The organism is Brevibacterium sp. XM4083 (assembly GCF_006489205.2).
Classification (GTDB): domain Bacteria; phylum Actinomycetota; class Actinomycetes; order Actinomycetales; family Brevibacteriaceae; genus Brevibacterium.
In genome coordinates this window covers 117870-134369 of sequence record NZ_VFYR02000005.1, presented here as the reverse complement: position 1 = coordinate 134369, position 16500 = coordinate 117870, and the positions used below count along the sequence as shown (strand labels likewise).

Annotated in this window: 15 protein-coding genes; 8 read left to right on the top strand and 7 right to left on the bottom strand. The window is 68.5% G+C overall.

Going from position 1 to position 16500, the window contains the following annotated elements; all coding sequences use genetic code 11:
- Positions 1-26: 26 nt before the first annotated feature.
- On the bottom strand, positions 27-1370 hold the full coding sequence (nhaA, locus tag FJ887_RS15800) for a Na+/H+ antiporter NhaA (protein WP_137824195.1): 1344 nt from the start codon (positions 1368-1370) through the stop codon (positions 27-29).
- Positions 1371-1470: 100 nt separating this feature from the next.
- Positions 1471-1632: a hypothetical protein gene (locus tag FJ887_RS15795; protein ID WP_171006940.1), complete on the bottom strand. Its 162-nt coding sequence runs from the start codon at positions 1630-1632 to the stop codon at positions 1471-1473.
- Positions 1633-1744: 112 nt separating this feature from the next.
- Between FJ887_RS15795 and rraA the strand changes: the two genes are divergently transcribed.
- The 7 genes from rraA (at position 1745) to FJ887_RS15760 (ending at position 8455) form a co-directional block, all read left to right on the top strand.
- The gene (rraA, locus tag FJ887_RS15790) at positions 1745-2212 is read left to right on the top strand and encodes a ribonuclease E activity regulator RraA (RefSeq protein ID WP_137824196.1); all 468 of its coding nucleotides are present in this window, start codon (positions 1745-1747) and stop codon (positions 2210-2212) included.
- Between the two features lie 243 nt (positions 2213-2455).
- Positions 2456-3796, top strand: a complete 1341-nt coding sequence (locus FJ887_RS15785) for an enolase C-terminal domain-like protein (protein WP_137824197.1) — start codon at positions 2456-2458, stop codon at positions 3794-3796.
- Positions 3797-3901: 105 nt separating this feature from the next.
- Positions 3902-5284, top strand: coding sequence for a sugar porter family MFS transporter (locus FJ887_RS15780; protein ID WP_212743269.1), 1383 nt, complete (start codon positions 3902-3904; stop codon positions 5282-5284).
- Positions 5285-5310: 26 nt separating this feature from the next.
- Complete coding sequence (locus FJ887_RS15775; RefSeq protein ID WP_137824198.1) at positions 5311-5727, top strand: RbsD/FucU family protein; 417 nt, start codon at positions 5311-5313, stop codon at positions 5725-5727.
- Positions 5724-6614 carry an amidohydrolase family protein gene (locus FJ887_RS15770; protein ID WP_140955603.1) on the top strand — a complete coding sequence of 297 codons (891 nt, stop codon included), beginning with the start codon at positions 5724-5726 and terminating at the stop codon, positions 6612-6614. The genes FJ887_RS15775 and FJ887_RS15770 overlap by 4 nt, the downstream gene beginning before the upstream one ends.
- Complete coding sequence (locus tag FJ887_RS15765) at positions 6611-7633, top strand: aldo/keto reductase (protein ID WP_140955602.1); 1023 nt, start codon at positions 6611-6613, stop codon at positions 7631-7633. Before FJ887_RS15770 ends, FJ887_RS15765 begins: the two co-directional genes overlap by 4 nt.
- Positions 7634-7693: 60 nt before the next feature.
- On the top strand, positions 7694-8455 hold the full coding sequence (locus tag FJ887_RS15760; RefSeq protein ID WP_140955601.1) for an SDR family NAD(P)-dependent oxidoreductase: 762 nt from the start codon (positions 7694-7696) through the stop codon (positions 8453-8455).
- 3 nt (positions 8456-8458) lie between these two features.
- Here the strand turns inward: FJ887_RS15760 and FJ887_RS15755 are convergent, their stop codons facing one another.
- The 4 genes from FJ887_RS15755 to FJ887_RS15740 form a co-directional block, all read right to left on the bottom strand.
- Positions 8459-9163 carry a FadR/GntR family transcriptional regulator gene (locus FJ887_RS15755; protein WP_137824202.1) on the bottom strand — a complete coding sequence of 235 codons (705 nt, stop codon included), beginning with the start codon at positions 9161-9163 and terminating at the stop codon, positions 8459-8461.
- A 135-nt stretch (positions 9164-9298) separates the two neighbouring features.
- Positions 9299-10270 carry an ABC transporter substrate-binding protein gene (locus FJ887_RS15750; RefSeq protein ID WP_137824203.1) on the bottom strand — a complete coding sequence of 324 codons (972 nt, stop codon included), beginning with the start codon at positions 10268-10270 and terminating at the stop codon, positions 9299-9301.
- Positions 10271-10308: 38 nt separating this feature from the next.
- A complete protein-coding gene (locus FJ887_RS15745; protein ID WP_140955600.1) occupies positions 10309-11364 on the bottom strand; it encodes an ABC transporter permease in 1056 nt (351 codons plus the stop codon).
- On the bottom strand, positions 11365-12888 hold the full coding sequence (locus tag FJ887_RS15740; RefSeq protein ID WP_140955599.1) for a sugar ABC transporter ATP-binding protein: 1524 nt from the start codon (positions 12886-12888) through the stop codon (positions 11365-11367).
- Positions 12889-13176: 288 nt separating this feature from the next.
- On the opposite strand from FJ887_RS15740, the gene FJ887_RS15735 reads away from it, so the two are divergent.
- Positions 13177-14091 (top strand): VOC family protein, encoded by a 915-nt coding sequence (locus tag FJ887_RS15735; protein WP_140955598.1) that lies wholly within the window; start codon positions 13177-13179, stop codon positions 14089-14091.
- 4 nt (positions 14092-14095) lie between these two features.
- Here FJ887_RS15735 and FJ887_RS15730 read toward each other — a convergent pair whose 3' ends face one another.
- Entirely contained in the window at positions 14096-16372 is a 2277-nt protein-coding gene (locus tag FJ887_RS15730) for a heavy metal translocating P-type ATPase (RefSeq protein WP_140955597.1), read from the bottom strand.
- Positions 16373-16500 lie beyond the last annotated feature (128 nt).

Here is a 16500-nt window from a genome sequence, read left to right as displayed (position 1 = left end):
GGGTACCGGGACCGCCGCGACCCCGCTCAGTCCTGGGCTGCGGTCGTCGGCGAGCCCGCATCGCCGTGGGCGGCGAGGATCCGGTAATGCCGGTTGCGCAGCCCCAGAAGCATGGCTCCGAGCAGAGCGGCGAGCAGCGAGCCGAACAGCACACCGACCTTGACGACCTGCGCCCGCGCATCCTCGGCACCGAAGCTGAGGTCGCCGATGAGCAGGGAGACGGTGAAGCCGACACCGGCGAGGCACGAGACTCCGACCAGATCGATCCACTGCATCGTCCGGTCGAGGGAGAATCCGCGGACGCGGGTGATGAGGAAAGTCGCGAGGCTGATGCCCAGCGGCTTGCCGACGACGAGGCCGAGCATGATTCCCAGGGCGACCGGACTGCTCAGCGACTCGGCGAGGCCGGACAGTCCCCCGACGTTGACGCCGGCGGCGAAGAACGCGAAGATCGGCACCGCGATCACCGCCGAGGGGATGCTCCACGTGTCGGCGAACTGCGCAGCCGGACCGTGGCCTTCGGAACCGTGGATGCCGTCGTGCGCGTGGAAGCCCCGCTGGTCTCCGGTCCGTCTTTCGCCGCGGCGCTTCGCCGCCACCGGCACCATGAACCCGAGGAGGACACCGGCGATCGTCGCGTGGATCCCCGAGGCGTGGACGAGCGTCCAGGTGGCGAACGCCAGCGGGAAGAGCAGCCACCAGGCGTGGATGCCCCGCTGCACGGCGACGGCGAACGCGAGCAGGGGCAGCAGCGCCAAGCCCAGCGGCAGCCAGGAGAGATCGTCCGTGTAGAAGATCGCGATGATGGCGATCGCCAGCAGATCGTCGACGACGGCGAGGGTGAGCAGGAACGTCCGCAGCGACGGCGGCAGGAACTTGCCGACCATCGCGATGATCGCCACGGCGAAGGCGATGTCGGTCGCGGCGGGGATCGCCCAGCCGCCCAACGCACTGCCGCCGGAGTTGAGGTTGACGAAGACGTAGAGGAGGGAGGGGACCGCGACGCCGCCCACGGCCGCCGCGACGGGCACCGCGGCTGTCTTCGGGTTGCGCAGCTTGCCGGCGACGAACTCCTCCTTGAGCTCGAGGCCGACGACGAAGAAGAAGATCGCGAGGAGACCGTCGGAGGCCCAGCTGCTCGCCGAGAGGTTGAGCTTGAGCGCTTCAGGGCCGAACTTCGTCGACCGCACGGTCTCATACCAGTCGGCGGCCGGCGAGTTCGCGATGATGAGAGCCGCAGCCGTCGCCGCGAGCAGGAGGATGCCGCCGACGGCATCGTGCTTGAGGAGGCGGGCAAGGCGCTCCCGCGCAGGCGGTGCGGTGAGGTTGGAGGTGGACGAATCAGTGGGGTTCGGAACAGCCGAAGACATCGGTGGGATCGCTTTCGCAGAGGTGAGCAGAGAACGCGAGTGCGCGACGATCCGGTGCGTGGTCGGCCCTGCCGCCCGGATGGGATGCGGATGCGCGCGATCAGCGCCGTGGCGGCGGGCAGCCGGCGATCTCACCGTGGGCGTTCGTGCCCCACGAGCTCATCCACCCGTTCGTGCCGTTCGACAGCGTCGTCACGATCTTCGCCTTCGGGAAATCGGCAGCACGAGCCGCTTCGAGACGAGAGACGACGGAAGAAGGCACCGTACCACCCTAGCGAGTCGCTCGACCCGGTTCCAAACGGTTCGGCATCTGGACTCGTCCTCGTGCTAGCGTGCTGGCATACCTCCAGCGCCCACGAGAACAGGGAGAATCGATGACGGTCTCAACCGCCGACCTCTGGGATGAACGCGGTCCCGAGCTCTACTCGATCGCACTGGACTTCACCGATTTCGGGGACAAGGTCGCGTTCTCCGGACCGGCGCGGACCGTGCGGTGCTTCGAGGACAACGCCCTCGTCAAGACGGTGCTCTCCCAACCCGGAGACGGTGCGGTCCTCGTCATCGACGGCGGCGGCTCGATCGCCACCGCGCTCATGGGCGACATGATCGCCGGGCTCGCGATCGACAACGGCTGGGCCGGTGTCGTCATCAACGGCGCCGTGCGCGATCGCGAGGTCCTGTCGACCCTTGACATCGGCATCAAGGCGCTCGCGAGCAATCCGCGCAAGAGCGGCAAGACGGGCGAGGGCGACCACGACGTCACCGTCGAGTTCGGCGGCGCGACGATCCGCCCCGGCGCCATGGTCTTCGCCGACGCCGACGGAGTCGTCGTCGACCGTTGAGCGTCGACTGCTGACGACCAGACATCCGATCTCAGCCCCCGCGCCGCTCTCCCAACTCTCCGTCGCGTCGCGCCTCACGCACTCCCACCTCGGCGACTCATTCCGCACAGCACACCCTTGACCGCTTAAACATCCTATGTTTAGACTCGGGTCAGCGAAACGATTCCCTGAACCGACCGATCGCTTCGCGGACCGGCCGTTCAGACATCCGATCACAACGCTGCTGTTGTGCGAAAGGACGAAATGTCTCAGATCTCTGCGATCGACGTCGTCGACCTGCGATTCCCCACCTCGGCGAGTCTCGACGGTTCGGATGCGATGAACCCCGACCCCGACTACTCCGCCGCGTATCTCATCGTCTCCACCGACGCCGACGACTCCGGTCACGGATTCGTCTTCACGATCGGCCGCGGCAACGACATCCAGACCGAGGCGGTGCGGGTCATCGCCGAGACCCTCATCGGCCGCGAGGTCGAACCGATCCTCACCGACATGGGCGCATTCTGGCGTGAGCTCGTCCACGATTCCCAGCTGCGCTGGCTCGGCCCGGAGAAGGGCGTGAGCCATATGGCCATCGGCGCGATCGTCAACGCCCTGTGGGATCTCAAGGCCAAACGCGCGGGCCTGCCCCTGTGGGAGCTGCTGGCCGGGATGAGCCCCGAGGAGATCCTCGACCTCCTCGACTTCCGCTACCTCAGCGACTTCATGACCCGCGACGACGCCCGCGCCATCCTCGCCGCCGCCGAGCCCGGGAAGGCCGAGCGGATCGCCGAACTCCGGGACACCGGCTACATGGCCTACACGACGACGCCCGGCTGGCTGGGATACTCCGATGAGAAGCTCGCCCGACTGTGCCGGGAGGCCATCGACGAGGGTTTCACCCAGATCAAGCTCAAGGTCGGAGCCGACCGCGACGATGACATCCGGCGCCTCGGCATCGCCCGTGAGATCTGCGGTCCCGGGTTCCCCATCGCCATCGACGCCAACCAGCACTGGGACACCGCCGAGGCGATCGACTGGATCGGCGACCTCGCGCGCTTCGATCTGCGCTGGGTCGAGGAGCCGACCTCCCCCGATGACATCCTCGCCCACGCGGCGATCCAGCAGGGCATCGCCCCGGTGCCCGTGGCCACCGGCGAGCACTGCCAGAACCGCATCGTCTTCAAGCAGATGCTCGAGGCCGACGCCCTGCGGGTCATGCAGATCGACGCCACCCGGGTCGCCGGGGTCAACGAGAACATCACCAACCTGCTCCTCGCCGCGCACGCTGGAGTCCCGGTATGCCCGCACGCCGGCGGGGTGGGACTGTGCGAACTCGTCCAGCACCTCTCGCTCTTCGACTTCGTCGCGGTCTCCGCGACCATGGACGACCGCTGCATCGAATTCGTCGACCACCTCCACGAGCACTTCGTCACCCCCGTCGACGTCCACGACGGCAGGTACTGGCCGCCCTCGGCTCCCGGTGCGGGAGCCGAGATCCTCTCCCAGACGCTCTCCGACTTCGCCTACCCGACCGGACCGCAATGGCGGGCACGAGCCGCCTCAGCGACCACCTCGGCGACACCCGTCCCCGAATCCGCCTGAGCCGGCCCCACACCCGCACTCCACGGACACCGAACGGCGCCGCACCCCGCAGAACCTCCCCGACACAAGCACCACACCACCTCGTGAGAAACCAGGTACACCGTTGTGACTGACCACTCGACCACGGACACCGGGCTCGCGCGCAGCCATGCGCACGAACCCATCCCGACGAAGATCATCTTCATCGCCATCCTCGCCGGCTTCTCCGGCCTCCTCTACGGCTACGATTCCGGAGCGATCTCCGGAGCGCTGCCCCTGCTCACCGAGCAGATGGGCCTCGATGCCGGGCAGCAGGGACTCATCACCTCCCTCCTGCTCTGGGGAGCACTCCCCTCGATCATCGGCGCCACCCTCGCCGCCCGCCGCTTCGACCGCCGTCACCTCCTCATCGTCGCCGCGGTGATCTTCTTCGTCGGCTCCCTCGCCTGCGCCTTCGCGCCCACCCCGGAAGTCCTCGGCGCCGCCCGCTTCTTCCTCGGCCTCGGCGTCGGCATCGCCAACATGTTCGGGCTCATCTACCTCTCCGAACTCTCCCCCACCCGCATCCGCGGACTGCTCACCGGCCTCTACCAGCTCGCCGTCAACTTCGGCATCCTCGCCGCCTACATCGTCGGCGACGCATTCCAGGCCTCGGGTCTGTGGGAGTGGATCCTCGGCATCGGCGCGATCCCCGCCGCCGTGTTCTTCGTCGGCATGATCCTCTCCCCCGCCAGCCCGCGCTGGCTCATCACCCGCGGACGCGACGACGACGCACTCGCCGTCCTCACCTCGCTGCGCGGGACACCGGAGATCGCACGGCTCGAATTCGACGACATCAAGTCGAGCCTCGCCCAGCAGGACAGCGGACTGCAGGCGCTCACCCACTCGGCGAGGCGGCCGATGACCGTTCTCCTCATCCTCACGTTCTTCCAGGTCTTCACCGGCATCAACGCCGTCGTCTACTACGCCCCGATCATCTTCGCCCAGTCGGGCATGGGCGACCGGGCCGGCAGCTACGCCAACTACGGGGTCGGCATCGCCCTCGTCGTCTCCACCGCGATCGCCCTGCCGATCATCGACCGGCTCGGTCGCGTCCGACTGCTGGCGATCTCCATGCTCGGACAGACCGTGGCGATGGTCGTCCTGTGGCTGCTGCCCGACGCCGGATGGCTGAGCATCGCCGCCGTCTTCGCCTACACCTTCGCGTTCGGCATCGGCATGGGCCCGGTGTTCTGGCTCCTCGTTCCCGAGGTGCTGCCGCTGTCGGTGCGCGCGATCGGCACCGGCGTCATCACCTTCGCCCAGTACCTCTTCAACGCCACCTTCGCGTGGGCGTTCCCCGTCGCCCTCGACACGATCGGACCGGTCGTCTTCCTCATCTTCGCCCTGCTCTCGGCCGCGGCCCTGTGGTTCGTCCTCACCCGCGTCCCGGAGACCTCGGGGCGCTCGCTCGAGGAGATCGAAGCATACTGGAGGTCGTCGGCCGCCTCGGCGAAGCAGCAGGACTGACCCCAGCGCACACGAGAGGAGCGCTCATGCTCACCACCCCGATCACCCATCCCGAACTGCTCGCCGCACTCGCCCGATGCGGTCACGGCACGAAGATCCTCATCGCCGACGGCAACTACCCCCACCTCACCGGAGTCCCGGCCGGCACGACCCGCATCGCCCTCAACGTCACCCCGGGCCTGCTCACCGTCGACCAGGTCCTCGAGCCTCTTGCCAGCACGCTCCCCATCGAAGCGTGCGAGTACATGCTCACGGCGGACTCCGGGACGGCACCGGCGGTCGACGGGTACGCCGCGCTGCTGTCCGACGTCCCCTTCACCGGACACGAGCGCTTCGCTTTCTACGACACCGCGCGCCAGCCCGACGTCGGTCTCGTCATCGCCACCGGTGACCAGCGCCAGTACGCGAACCTCCTGATCACCGTCGGAGTCGTGACCCCGTGACCGCACCCCCGCAGATCCTCGACTCCCACCTCCACCTGTGGGACCGTCGCCGCTTCTCCTACCCGTGGATGGCGGAGCTGCCCGCCCTGCCGGAGACGAGCCTGCCTGCTGGGAGAGGTGCGACCGCGACCGCGGCGATCGTCGTCGAGGCCGGCATCAGCACTGATCAGCGAGCCGATGAGGTCGACTGGCTGACCGCCCTCGCGGCGGAGGATCCGCTCATCCGCGGCATCGTCGCCGCCGTCGACTTCACCGACCCCCACTTCGCCGAGGTGGTCGCCCGGCTCGCCGACCGCCCGCTCGTCGTCGGGGTGCGGGACAACTTCGAGTCCCGCCCAGCCGGTGACCTCGACCCTGGCCCGAGCGCCACCGCCCGGGAGCTGCTGCGCGGAATCGAGACTGTGCGCTCTGCGGGACTGACCGTCGATCTCTGCGTCCGTGCCGACCAGCTGATCGAACTCGATGCCCTGCTCGCAGGACGCGGGTCGGCTGAGGGCTTCGTCCTCGACCATCTCGGCAAGCCGCTGCCCTTCGATCCGGACTTCTCCCACGAGGAGTGGGCGGAGGCGATGACGGTCCTGGCGTCCCGTTCCGGACTCCACGTCAAGTTCTCCGGGCTGCCCGGCCAGGCACCCGACGCCGTCGACGCCGACGTGGCGCTGGCCCTTGCGAACAGCTTCGCCGGCGATGTGATCACCGCCTTCGGCCCGGAGCGGACGATGTACGGCTCCGATCATCCCGTCTCGACGACCGGCCACGGCCTGCCCGACCACCAGTGGGAGCAGGCCGCGGCCGCGGGGCTGCGCCGCGTCGTCGACGACACGGACTTCGCCGCCGTCATGGCCGCGACTGCGGCGGACTTCTATCTGACGAGGAGGAACCAGTGACACTCAGGAATCCCGTCGTGCAGCGCCTGCACGACCTGCGCACGCTCGGCTTCGGCGGCGCCCCGATCGGCAATCTCTACCGGCAGATCGACGACGCGACGGCGGCAGCGGCGGTCGCCGAGGCATGGGAGAAGGGCATCCGGTACTTCGACACCGCGCCTCACTACGGTCTCGGGCTCAGTGAGCGCCGCCTCGGCGAGGGCCTCTCCGACCGCCCCCGTGAGGACTTCCTCGTCTCAACGAAGGTCGGCCGGCTCATCCGCCCCGCCGACGCACCCCGGGACTGGGACGACGAGGGCTTCGCCGTCCCCGGTGACCTCCACCGGGTGCGCGACTACTCTGCCTCCGGGGTGCGCCAGTCGATCGAGGAATCACTGACGCGCCTGCGCCTCGACCGGGTCGACATCGTCTACATCCACGACCCCGACGACTACTGGCAGGAAGCCCTCGAGGGTGCGGTCCCCGAGCTCAACCGTCTGCGCGACGAAGGCGTCATCGGGGCGTGGGGCGCGGGGATGAATCAGGCGGAGATGCTCACTCGCTTCGTCCGCGACACCGACATCGACGTCGTCATGCAGGCCGGCCGCTACACCCTCCTCGAACAGGGCGGGCGGGACGAGCTCATCCCCGCAGCCGCGAGTCGTGGGGTCGGCGTCGTCAACGTCGGTGTCTTCAACTCGGGCATCCTCGCCAACGCCGACCCACGGCAGCAGGCGAAGTACAACTACGAGGACGCGCCGCGGGAGGTCCTCGACAAGGCGGAGAAGCTCGCGGCACTGGCGACCGCGCACGGCACGAGCCTGCCGGCCGCCGCCGTCCAATTCAGCCTCCGCGACCCTGCGATCACCAACGTCACCCTGGGCATGCGCACGGCTGAGCAGGTCGAACGCAACGTCGCCCTCGCCCACGCCGAGGTCCCCGAAGCATTCTGGGCCGCCGCCGTGGCCGACGGTCTGCTCGCCGTCGACCCGCGCACCTACGCCCTGAGCGCAGGCGAGCACGGCACAGGCGACCGGTAGAGCACGAGCCCGTGCCCCGCCCTCACCGCACCACCCCGACCGGAAGGAACCGTCACCACCATGACCACCGCTGAAGAATTCGCCGGCCTCACCGCCATCGTCACCGGAGGCGCCTCGGGCATCGGCGCCGCCGTGGCCGAGCAGCTCCTGGCGGCCGGCGCGAACGTCGCCGTCCTCGACCTCAACCCCGCGGGCTCCCCCGCGGGTGCCCTGCCCCTGGAGTGCGACGTCTCCGACCGCGCCTCGGTCGACGCCGCCGTCGCCGCGGCCGCGGCCGAGTACGGCGGCATCGACATCGTCATCAACAACGCCGGCATCGGAGCGCAGGGACAGGTCGATGCCAATGACGACGCCGAATGGAATCGCGTGCTCGGCGTCAATGTCGTCTCCGTCGCCCGGGTCACCGCAGCCGCGCTGCCCCATCTGCGCCGGTCCGAGCATGCCGCGGTCGTCAACACCTCGTCGATCGCCGCGACCGCGGGTCTGCCCGACCGCGTCCTCTACTCCGCCTCGAAGGGGGCGATCCACTCGATGACGCTCGCGATGGCCGCCGACCACGTCCGCGAAGGCATCCGCGTCAACGCCGTGTGCCCGGGCACCGCGAACACCCCATGGGTGATGAAGGGCCTGATGGCGAAGGCGGAGAATCCCGAGGAGGAGCTGCGCCAGCTCAATGCGCGCCAACCCCACGGCCGTCTCGTCGAACCCGCCGAGGTGGCCCGGACGATCCTCTTCCTCGCCAGTCCTCTCCAGGGCTCGACGACCGGTTCGGCGATCGCCGTCGACGGCGGCATGCAGGGGCTGCGTCTGCGCGCGGAGTGAGCCTCAGCCCGCGCCCGGTCCGGGGTCGTCGTCGGCGACGACGTCGACCTCGTCGACCCAGCGCTGCACACCGGTGACGTGGAGGATCATCATCGACTGCGCCAGTCGTGCGTCTCCGGCGGCGAGGGCGTCGATGATCGCCCGGTGCTCATCGAGAGTGCGCTCGATGGCGCCGGGATCGGTCATGCCCCGCCAGGTCCGCGCTCGGGTCGTCTTCATCGACACGGCTTCGAGCATCGCGGCGAGGTAGTCGTTGCCTGCGTGCTTGGCGATCGTCGCATGGAAGTCGAAGTCGTGGGAGACGAGGGATTCGACCGAGTCAGCGTCGGTGTCTCTGATCGTCTGCCGCAGGTCCTCGAGCCCGGCCGCGTCGATGCGGGTCGCCGCGCGGTACGCGGTCTCGGCTTCGAAGATGCGCCTGACCTCGAGGATCTCCCGCAGCGACCCCGAGGCATGGACGTCGACGAGGAACGACACCGCCTCGGTGAGATCCTCGGCCGAGAGCGAGGTGACGTAGGTTCCCGAACCGCGTCGCACGTCGAGGACGTTGATGAAGTCGAGGGCCTTGACCGCCTCCCGAAGGGAGTTGCGGGAGAGGCCGAGCCGCTCGGAGAGCTCGGCCTCAGGGGGCAGCCGGTCCCCCGGTCTGAGCTCACCGGTGACGATGAGATCCTTGATCTTGTCGAGCGCGTCGTCCGTCAGTGCCATGGCTCCAACCTTATGTCCTCACCGGGCATGATCGTCGGCAGCGCCGCGGCCGGCGGCTGCCCAGTCCTCGTCGGCGACGACCGGTTCGTCCGCCTCGGCGACGGCCGGCAGAGACCTCGCCGAGGCGGCCGATGCTCATTCGTAGAGGAGTTCGGCGATCTTCGGATCGTCGATGTTGGTCTTGTCGTACCAGTAGAACGCGGTCGGGATCTGCTTCTCGAGCTCCTTGCCGTCGATGGCGTCGACGGCGGCCTGCACGGTCTGCGATCCGATGTCGAGCGGACTCTGCGTGACTGCGCCGAGCATCGACCCGTCCCGGATCGCGTCGAGCTGGGCCTTGCCCGAGTCGAAGCCGACGATCGTCGCGTCAGTGTTGCCGAGCTCCTTGGCTCCTTGGACGACGCCGATCGCCGCGCCTTCGTTCGTGCCGTAGAGACCGGCGAGGTCGGGGTTGGCCTGGAGCATCGCCTTCGTCGCGTCCGCCGACTTCGCCTGATCGCCGTCGGCGTTCTGCTCGGCGACGATCTCGATGTTCGGTTCGTTCTGCTCGAGGTACTCGACGAAGCCGTCCCGGCGTTCGACCCCGGTCTGGGCCGTCTCCGAATGGGTGACGATGCCGACCTTGCCCGTGCCGCCGAGTGCCTCGGCGAGCTTCTTCGCGTCCTCGGCGGCTGCCGCCTTGTTGTCCGTGGCCACCGTGGTCAGCGGGATGTCGCTGTCGACTCCGGAGTCGAAGGCGATGACGGGGATGTCGTTCGACTGCGCCTGCTGGAGCAGCGGGATGACGGCCTTGCTGTCGAGTGCCGCGATCGCGACGGCGTCGGGCTGCTTGTCGAGCGCCGTCTGCAGCTGGGTGACCTGCTGTTCGACGTCGGTCTCGCTGTCGGGCCCTTCGAAGGTGACGGTGACGCCGAGTTCCTTCGCCTTCTCCTCCGCACCCTTCTTCACGGTCTGCCAGAACTGGTGCTGATAGCCCTTCGAGATGATCGCGATCGTCCTCTCCCCGTCCCCTCCGCTCGATCCGGTGTCGGCCGAACCGCAGCCGGTGGCGATGAGGGCGATGGACGACAGTGCCGCGAGCGAGGTGAGCAGCTTTCCTATCCTCATGGTGATCTCCTTCGATTCTTCGTGAGGGCGATGGTGGGTCAGAGCGGTGCGGATCCGGTGGAGGAGTTCTTCTTGCGCACGATGTCGAGGTAGACGGCGAGCAGCACGACGATGCCGATGGCCACCTGCTGCCATTCCTGGGCGACGCCGGCCATGCGCAGACCGTTGTCGAGGACGGCCATGATGAGGGCGCCGATGACGGTGCCGACCATCGACCCGCGACCTCCGGCGAGCGACGTGCCGCCGATGATCACCGCGGCGATCGCCTGCAGCTCGATGCCGGCGCCGCCCGTCGGCTGCGCCGAACTGAGCCGGGAGGCCGAGAGCACCCCGGCGAGGCCGACGAAGAGCCCGCAGAGGACGTAGACGGAGATCAGCCAGCCGCGGACATTGACGCCCGAGAGCCTCGTGGCTTTCTCGTTCGAGCCGATCGCGAACGCCGTGCGGCCGATGAGGGTGCGCTGGAGGACGACGACCGAGACGACGATGAGGATGAGGAAGAGCACGGTGCCCAGCGGCAGCCGCATCCCGGGGATGAGCGAGACATTCATGATCGCCCCGAAGCCGGGGCTGTCGGTGAAGTAGATCGGCTTGGTCCCGCTGACGACGAGCGACAGCCCCTGCGTGATCATCATCATGCCGAGCGTGGCGATGAACGGCGGCAGCCCGAGGACGGCGACATTGACGCCGTTGACGAGGCCGATAAGGCCGCCGAAGGCGATCGTCAGGGCGATCCCGACGATGAGCGGCAGACCCATGTTCGTGATGAAGACGCCGGCCATGACACCGCAGAGGATCATCCCCGTGCCCACGGACAGGTCGATGCCGCCGGTGATGATGATGAACGTGACGCCGAGGGCGAGCAGCCCGACGGTCGTCACGGTCGTGAGGATCGTCGAGAGGTTCGTGACGGTGAGGAACGAATCGGGGTTGATGATCGCGAAGACGATGATGATGACGATGAGGCTCGCCACAGCGAGGAGCTGCTGCAGCGAGTTGCGCCAGAAGCTGCGCGTCCCGGCGGGACGACTGGTGTCGGTCGCCGGGGCATCAGCGGTCTGCGGGCGGGCGGCGGAAGCGGTTTCGGCATTCATTCAGGCGACGATTCCCATCGATTCGGTGTGCTGCGTGGCCAGGGCCATGACGGAGTCCTGCGTGGCATCGGCGGCGGCGAGGATGCCGGTGAGGCGGCCCTCGCTGAGCACGGCGATGCGGTGGGAGAGCAGGAGGACCTCGGGCAGTTCGGAGGAGATGACGATGATCGACTTGCCCTGCGCGCTGAGCTCCCGCAGCAGGGCGTAGATCTCGGCCTTCGCGCCGACGTCGATGCCCCGGGTGGGCTCGTCGAAGATGAAGACATCACAGTCCTTGACGAGCCATTTCGCGATGGCGACCTTCTGCTGGTTGCCGCCGGAGAGCTTCTCGAGCACCTGCGTGATCGACGGCGTGCGGATCCGCAGCCGTGACACGAGGTCACGGGCGGTGGAGTCGATGGCCGTCTCGTCGGTGAACCCGAAGCGACTGAAGCGCCGCAGACTCGGCAGGGCGATGTTGTCGCGGACGCTCTGGCCCACGAGCACGCCGAGCTGTTTGCGGTCCTCGGACAGATAGCAGATCCCCAGTCGCGCAGCCGCCGCCGGACTGCCGATCGTCACCGCTCGGCCGTCGACGCTGACCGTCCCGGCTGTCAGGGGGTCGGCGCCGATGATCGCGCGGGCGGTCTCCGTGCGACCGGCTCCCATGAGACCGGCGAGACCGAGGATCTCGCCACGGCGAAGATCGAAGCTGATGCCCCGCAGCTTCGCCTTCGTCTGCAGGTCCGTCACGGAGAGGACCACCTCGGCGGAGTCGTCGTGGGCGGGTGCGTCGGCGACGGCGGCGAGTTCGCGCCCGACCATCATGCGGATGACCTCGGGCATCTCGGTCGTTGCGGTCGGCACGGTGCCGATCTTCTCTCCGTCGCGGATGACGGTGATCCGCTCCGTGATCGCCTTGAGCTCGGGCATCCGGTGCGAGATGTAGATGACGCCGGTCTCCGGGGTGATGAAGCGGCGGATGAGCCCGTGGAGGACTTCGACCTCCTCATCGTTGAGGGCGGCGGTGGGTTCGTCCATGATGAGGATCCGCGCGTCCTGGTTGAGCGCTTTCGCGATCTCGACCATCTGCTGCGCGGCGACGGTGAGCCGCCCGACGACGGCGCGCGGGTCGAGTGCGAGGCCGAGCCGGGTGAAGAGGGTCTGCGCATCCCGGTTGAGCTGACGTTCGCTGATGAAGGGACCGATCCGCGGTTCGCGACCGAGATAGATGTTCTGGGCCACCGTGAGATCCTCGACGAGGTTGAACTCCTGGTGGATGATGGCGATGCCGAGGCGTTCGGCGTCGGTCGTCGACCCGATCGTCACCGGGGTGCCGTCGATCCGGAACACGCCGGCATCCGGGGTGTAGACGCCCGAGAGCAGCTTCATCAGCGTCGACTTCCCGGCTCCGTTCTCCCCGACGAGGCCGAGGACCTCGCCGGGAAACAGGTCGAGGTCGACGTTCGCCAGGGCTCTCACGCCCGGGAAGGATTTGGCGGCGCCGCGGATGTCGAGCAGCGGAATGCTCGTCGTCTCTGACATGTGGCGGTGACTCCTCGTTGAATACCGTGTCCCACGTCATCACGCGAGACATCCTATGTCTGTTGCTCAGACTAGGGGCACAGTCGAGCAAAGACAAGATCCCGACGGGATTATTTGTCGAAACGCAACTGAGGGACCGTCAATACATTGGATGACTGACCGGGGTTTCACCGTGCCGGCTCGGGTCCTGGGCGAGCGCGAGAATGCTCTCCAGCCCCACCGGACATGGCCACCGCGCCTCACTGCAGATATACTTCAATATTCAATCATCTTGATCTGGAGCGCCCGATGACCTCTGCCCCCAGCACCGTCCTCCCACCCGATGCCGGAATGGACGCCGTGACCCTGCGTGTCGGCGACCTCGACCTCATGACCGACTACTACCGGAATGCGCTCGCCCTCGAACCGCTCGAGGAGGCCGCCCGGGGGCGCGAGGTCCATCGCGTCCTCGGGCGCGGCGCGACGCCGATGGTGAAGTTCGTCTCCACCCCGGACCTGCCGGTCGGCAGCCGCCGGAGCGCCGGACTCTTCCACACCGCGTTCCTCTTCGAGACCCCCGAATCCCTGGCCGCAACCGTCGCACACGCCGCGGCGAACACCCGCAGCCGGTTCCTCGCCGCCCAGGACCACCTCGTCTCGCAGGCGTTCTACTTCTCCGACCCCGAGGGCAACGGCATCGAACTCTACGTCGATCGGGACCGCGCGCAGTGGGGCCACTCCCCCGCCGGTGAGATCGAGATGGACTCGATCGGCTTCGATCCCAACGCCTTCCTCCGCGAGCATCTCGACAGCGGCGCACTGACGAGCGCATCGGAGCTGCCCGGCACCGTCGGCCATGTCCATCTCCAGGTCGGCGATCTCGACCGGGCCCGCGAGTTCTACGTCGGCGCGCTCGGTTTCGAACCGACGAACTCGACGATGCCCGGGGCCGTCTTCGCCTCGGCCGGCGGCTACCACCATCACGTCGCGATGAACACATGGAACAGCCTCGGCGCGGGACCCCGGGCCGCGAGCCTCGGCCTCGGCGATCTCGCGATCACGGTGCCGGCCCGCGAGGACCTCGACGCCCTCGTCGAGAGACTGACGGCACGATCGTTGCCATTCGCCGACGACGAGCGCTCGGTGCGGCTCACCGACCCGTGGGGCACGCAGGTGACCGTCGGGGTCGGTGGCAGCACGCTCGAGGAGACCCTCGAGCGCTGAGGTCTCAGCGCTCGGCCGGATGCCGGCCGGCCGGGTGCCTCTCGGCCGCGGCGACGACAGCCGCGGGGCGCAGGTCGAGGCGACGCAGGAGCTGCGCATTGAGGGCGACGACGACCGTCGAGGCCGACATGAGGATCGCGCCGACGCTCATCGGCAGGACGAACCCGATCGGCGCGAGGATGCCCGCGGCCAGGGGGACGGCGAGGAGGTTGTAGCCGGCGGCCCACCAGAGGTTCTGCTTCATCTTCCGGTAGCTGGCCCGCGAGAGCTCGAGGACGGAGAGCACCGAGCGCGGATCGTCGGAGGCGAGGATGACTCCCGCCGAGCCGATCGCGACATCGGTGCCCGCACCGATCGCGATGCCGACATCGGCCTGTGCCAGGGCGGGGGCGTCGTTGACGCCGTCGCCGACCATCGCGACCGTCTTTCCCTCGGCCTGGAGTTCGGCGACCTTCGCCGCCTTGTCCGCCGGTCGCACACCGGCGAAGACCCGGTCGATGCCGAGGTCAGCGGCCACGGATCGGGCGACCGCCTCGGCGTCGCCGGTGATCATGACGACCTCGATGTCCTGGGCGTGGAGGGCCTCGACGGCCTGCCGGGACTCTGCCCTGATCTCATCGGCCAGGCGCAGGGCGCCGACGACCTGCCCGGCGACGAGGACGTGGAGGATGATCGCCCCCTCCGCCCGCCAGGTCTCGGCGATCGTGGCCTCGGCGGCACCGCGGGCGCTGAGCAGGTGGGGTCCGCCGACCTCGACCTCGGTGCCGTCGACCTCGGCACGCACCCCGACGGCCGGTGAGGACGAGAAGTTCTGCGCTGCCGGCACGGTCAGTCCCCGCTGCTCGGCGGCGCGGACGATCGCTCGGGCCAGCGGGTGCTCGCTGTCGGTCTCGGCGGCAGCGGCGAGAGCGAGCACCTCGTCGTCGCTGCGGGTCCCGGTCGTCTCGACGGCGGTGACGGTCGGCTCGCCCTTCGTCAGGGTTCCCGTCTTGTCGAAGAGCACAGCGTCGACGGTGCGCATCGTCTCAAGCGCGAGACGGTCTTTGATGAGGACCCCGGCGCGTGCGGCGCGTTCCGTGGCGATCGAGACGACGAGCGGGATCGCCAGTCCCAGGGCATGGGGGCAGGCGATGACGAGGACGGTGATCGTGCGCACGACCGCCGTGTCGGGCATGCCGACGAGAGTCCAGACGATCGCGGTGATGACGGCGGCGCCGAGGGCGAACCAGAACAGCCAGGCCGCGGCGCGGTCGGCGAGTCGCTGGGCGCGCGAGGAGGAGTTCTGGGCGTCGGCGACGAGTTTGCGGATGCCGGCCAGCGCGGTGTCGTCACCGGTTGCGGTGATCTCGATCCGCAGGCCCGAGTCCGTGGCGACGGTGCCTGCGACGACGGTGTCGCCGACACTGCGGCGCACCGGCCGGGACTCCCCGGTGATCATCGACTCGTCCATCTCCGCAGTGCCGTCGACGATGCGCCCGTCCGCCGGAACCGCGGATCCGGGACGGACGAGGACGACATCGCCGACGACGAGGTCGCCCGGTGCGACCGTCACGGTAGCGCCGTCGACGATCTTCACCGCCTCATCGGGCAGGAGGGCGGCGAGGCTGTCGAGCGCCGAGGTGGTCTGCGCGAGCGAGCGCATCTCCAGCCAATGGCCGGCGAGCATGATGACGATGAGGAGTGCGAGCTCCCACCAGAAGTCGAGTTGGGCGTCGAGGATCCCCAGCGAGGCGCCCCACGAGGCGACGAAGGCGACGGTGATCGCGAGCGCGATGAGGAGCATCATCCCCGGCTTGCGGGCCCTGAGCTCGCTCCATCCGCCGGTGAGGAACGGCTTGCCGCCCCACACGTACATGACCGTGCCGAGCACCGGTGCGATCCAGCGCACCCAGCCCCACGGCCCGGATTCGGGCACCATGTAGCCGACGAGGTGGCCGAACATCGGGCTGAAGGCGATGACCGGCACCGCGATGACCGCCATGATCCCGAAGAGCCGGCCGAACACCGCGGCATGTCCACCGTGGCCTCCGTGCCCGGAGTGGTCCATGCCCGAGTGGTCCATCGCCCCGTGCCCGGAGTGATCGTGGCCCGAATGTTGGTGGCCGGAGTGATCATGGCCCGCGTGATCGGCCCCGGACTGCTGGTGTCCGGAGTGATCAGCGTCCGAGTGGTGGCGGCCGACCGGGTCCGCACCCGCTGCGTCCGCATGGCTCATATGGTCGTGACTCGCATGGCCCTGCTCGAGTTCCGTCGCTCTCTGGTGATCCCGTTCCGTGTCCATATCGTCAACCTATACCCCCTAGGGGTATGAATCAAGGGCGATCCGCACGAATCTGCGAGAAATCTTCTTTGCACTTCTGTGCAGTTCTGGCGCATACTTGCTCAAGCTGTGCATATTGATGCGTTGCT

Coding starts and splice junctions, on each gene's coding strand:
- nhaA (WP_137824195.1), bottom strand. CDS start 1,370: ATGTCTTCGGCTGTTCCGAACCCCACTGATTCGTCCACCTCCAACCTC.
- rraA (WP_137824196.1), top strand. CDS start 1,745: ATGACGGTCTCAACCGCCGACCTCTGGGATGAACGCGGTCCCGAGCTC.
- FJ887_RS15785 (WP_137824197.1), top strand. CDS start 2,456: ATGTCTCAGATCTCTGCGATCGACGTCGTCGACCTGCGATTCCCCACC.
- FJ887_RS15775 (WP_137824198.1), top strand. CDS start 5,311: ATGCTCACCACCCCGATCACCCATCCCGAACTGCTCGCCGCACTCGCC.
- FJ887_RS15760 (WP_140955601.1), top strand. CDS start 7,694: ATGACCACCGCTGAAGAATTCGCCGGCCTCACCGCCATCGTCACCGGA.
- FJ887_RS15755 (WP_137824202.1), bottom strand. CDS start 9,163: ATGGCACTGACGGACGACGCGCTCGACAAGATCAAGGATCTCATCGTC.
- FJ887_RS15750 (WP_137824203.1), bottom strand. CDS start 10,270: ATGAGGATAGGAAAGCTGCTCACCTCGCTCGCGGCACTGTCGTCCATC.
- FJ887_RS15745 (WP_140955600.1), bottom strand. CDS start 11,364: ATGAATGCCGAAACCGCTTCCGCCGCCCGCCCGCAGACCGCTGATGCC.
- FJ887_RS15740 (WP_140955599.1), bottom strand. CDS start 12,888: ATGTCAGAGACGACGAGCATTCCGCTGCTCGACATCCGCGGCGCCGCC.
- FJ887_RS15735 (WP_140955598.1), top strand. CDS start 13,177: ATGACCTCTGCCCCCAGCACCGTCCTCCCACCCGATGCCGGAATGGAC.
- FJ887_RS15730 (WP_140955597.1), bottom strand. CDS start 16,372: ATGGACACGGAACGGGATCACCAGAGAGCGACGGAACTCGAGCAGGGC.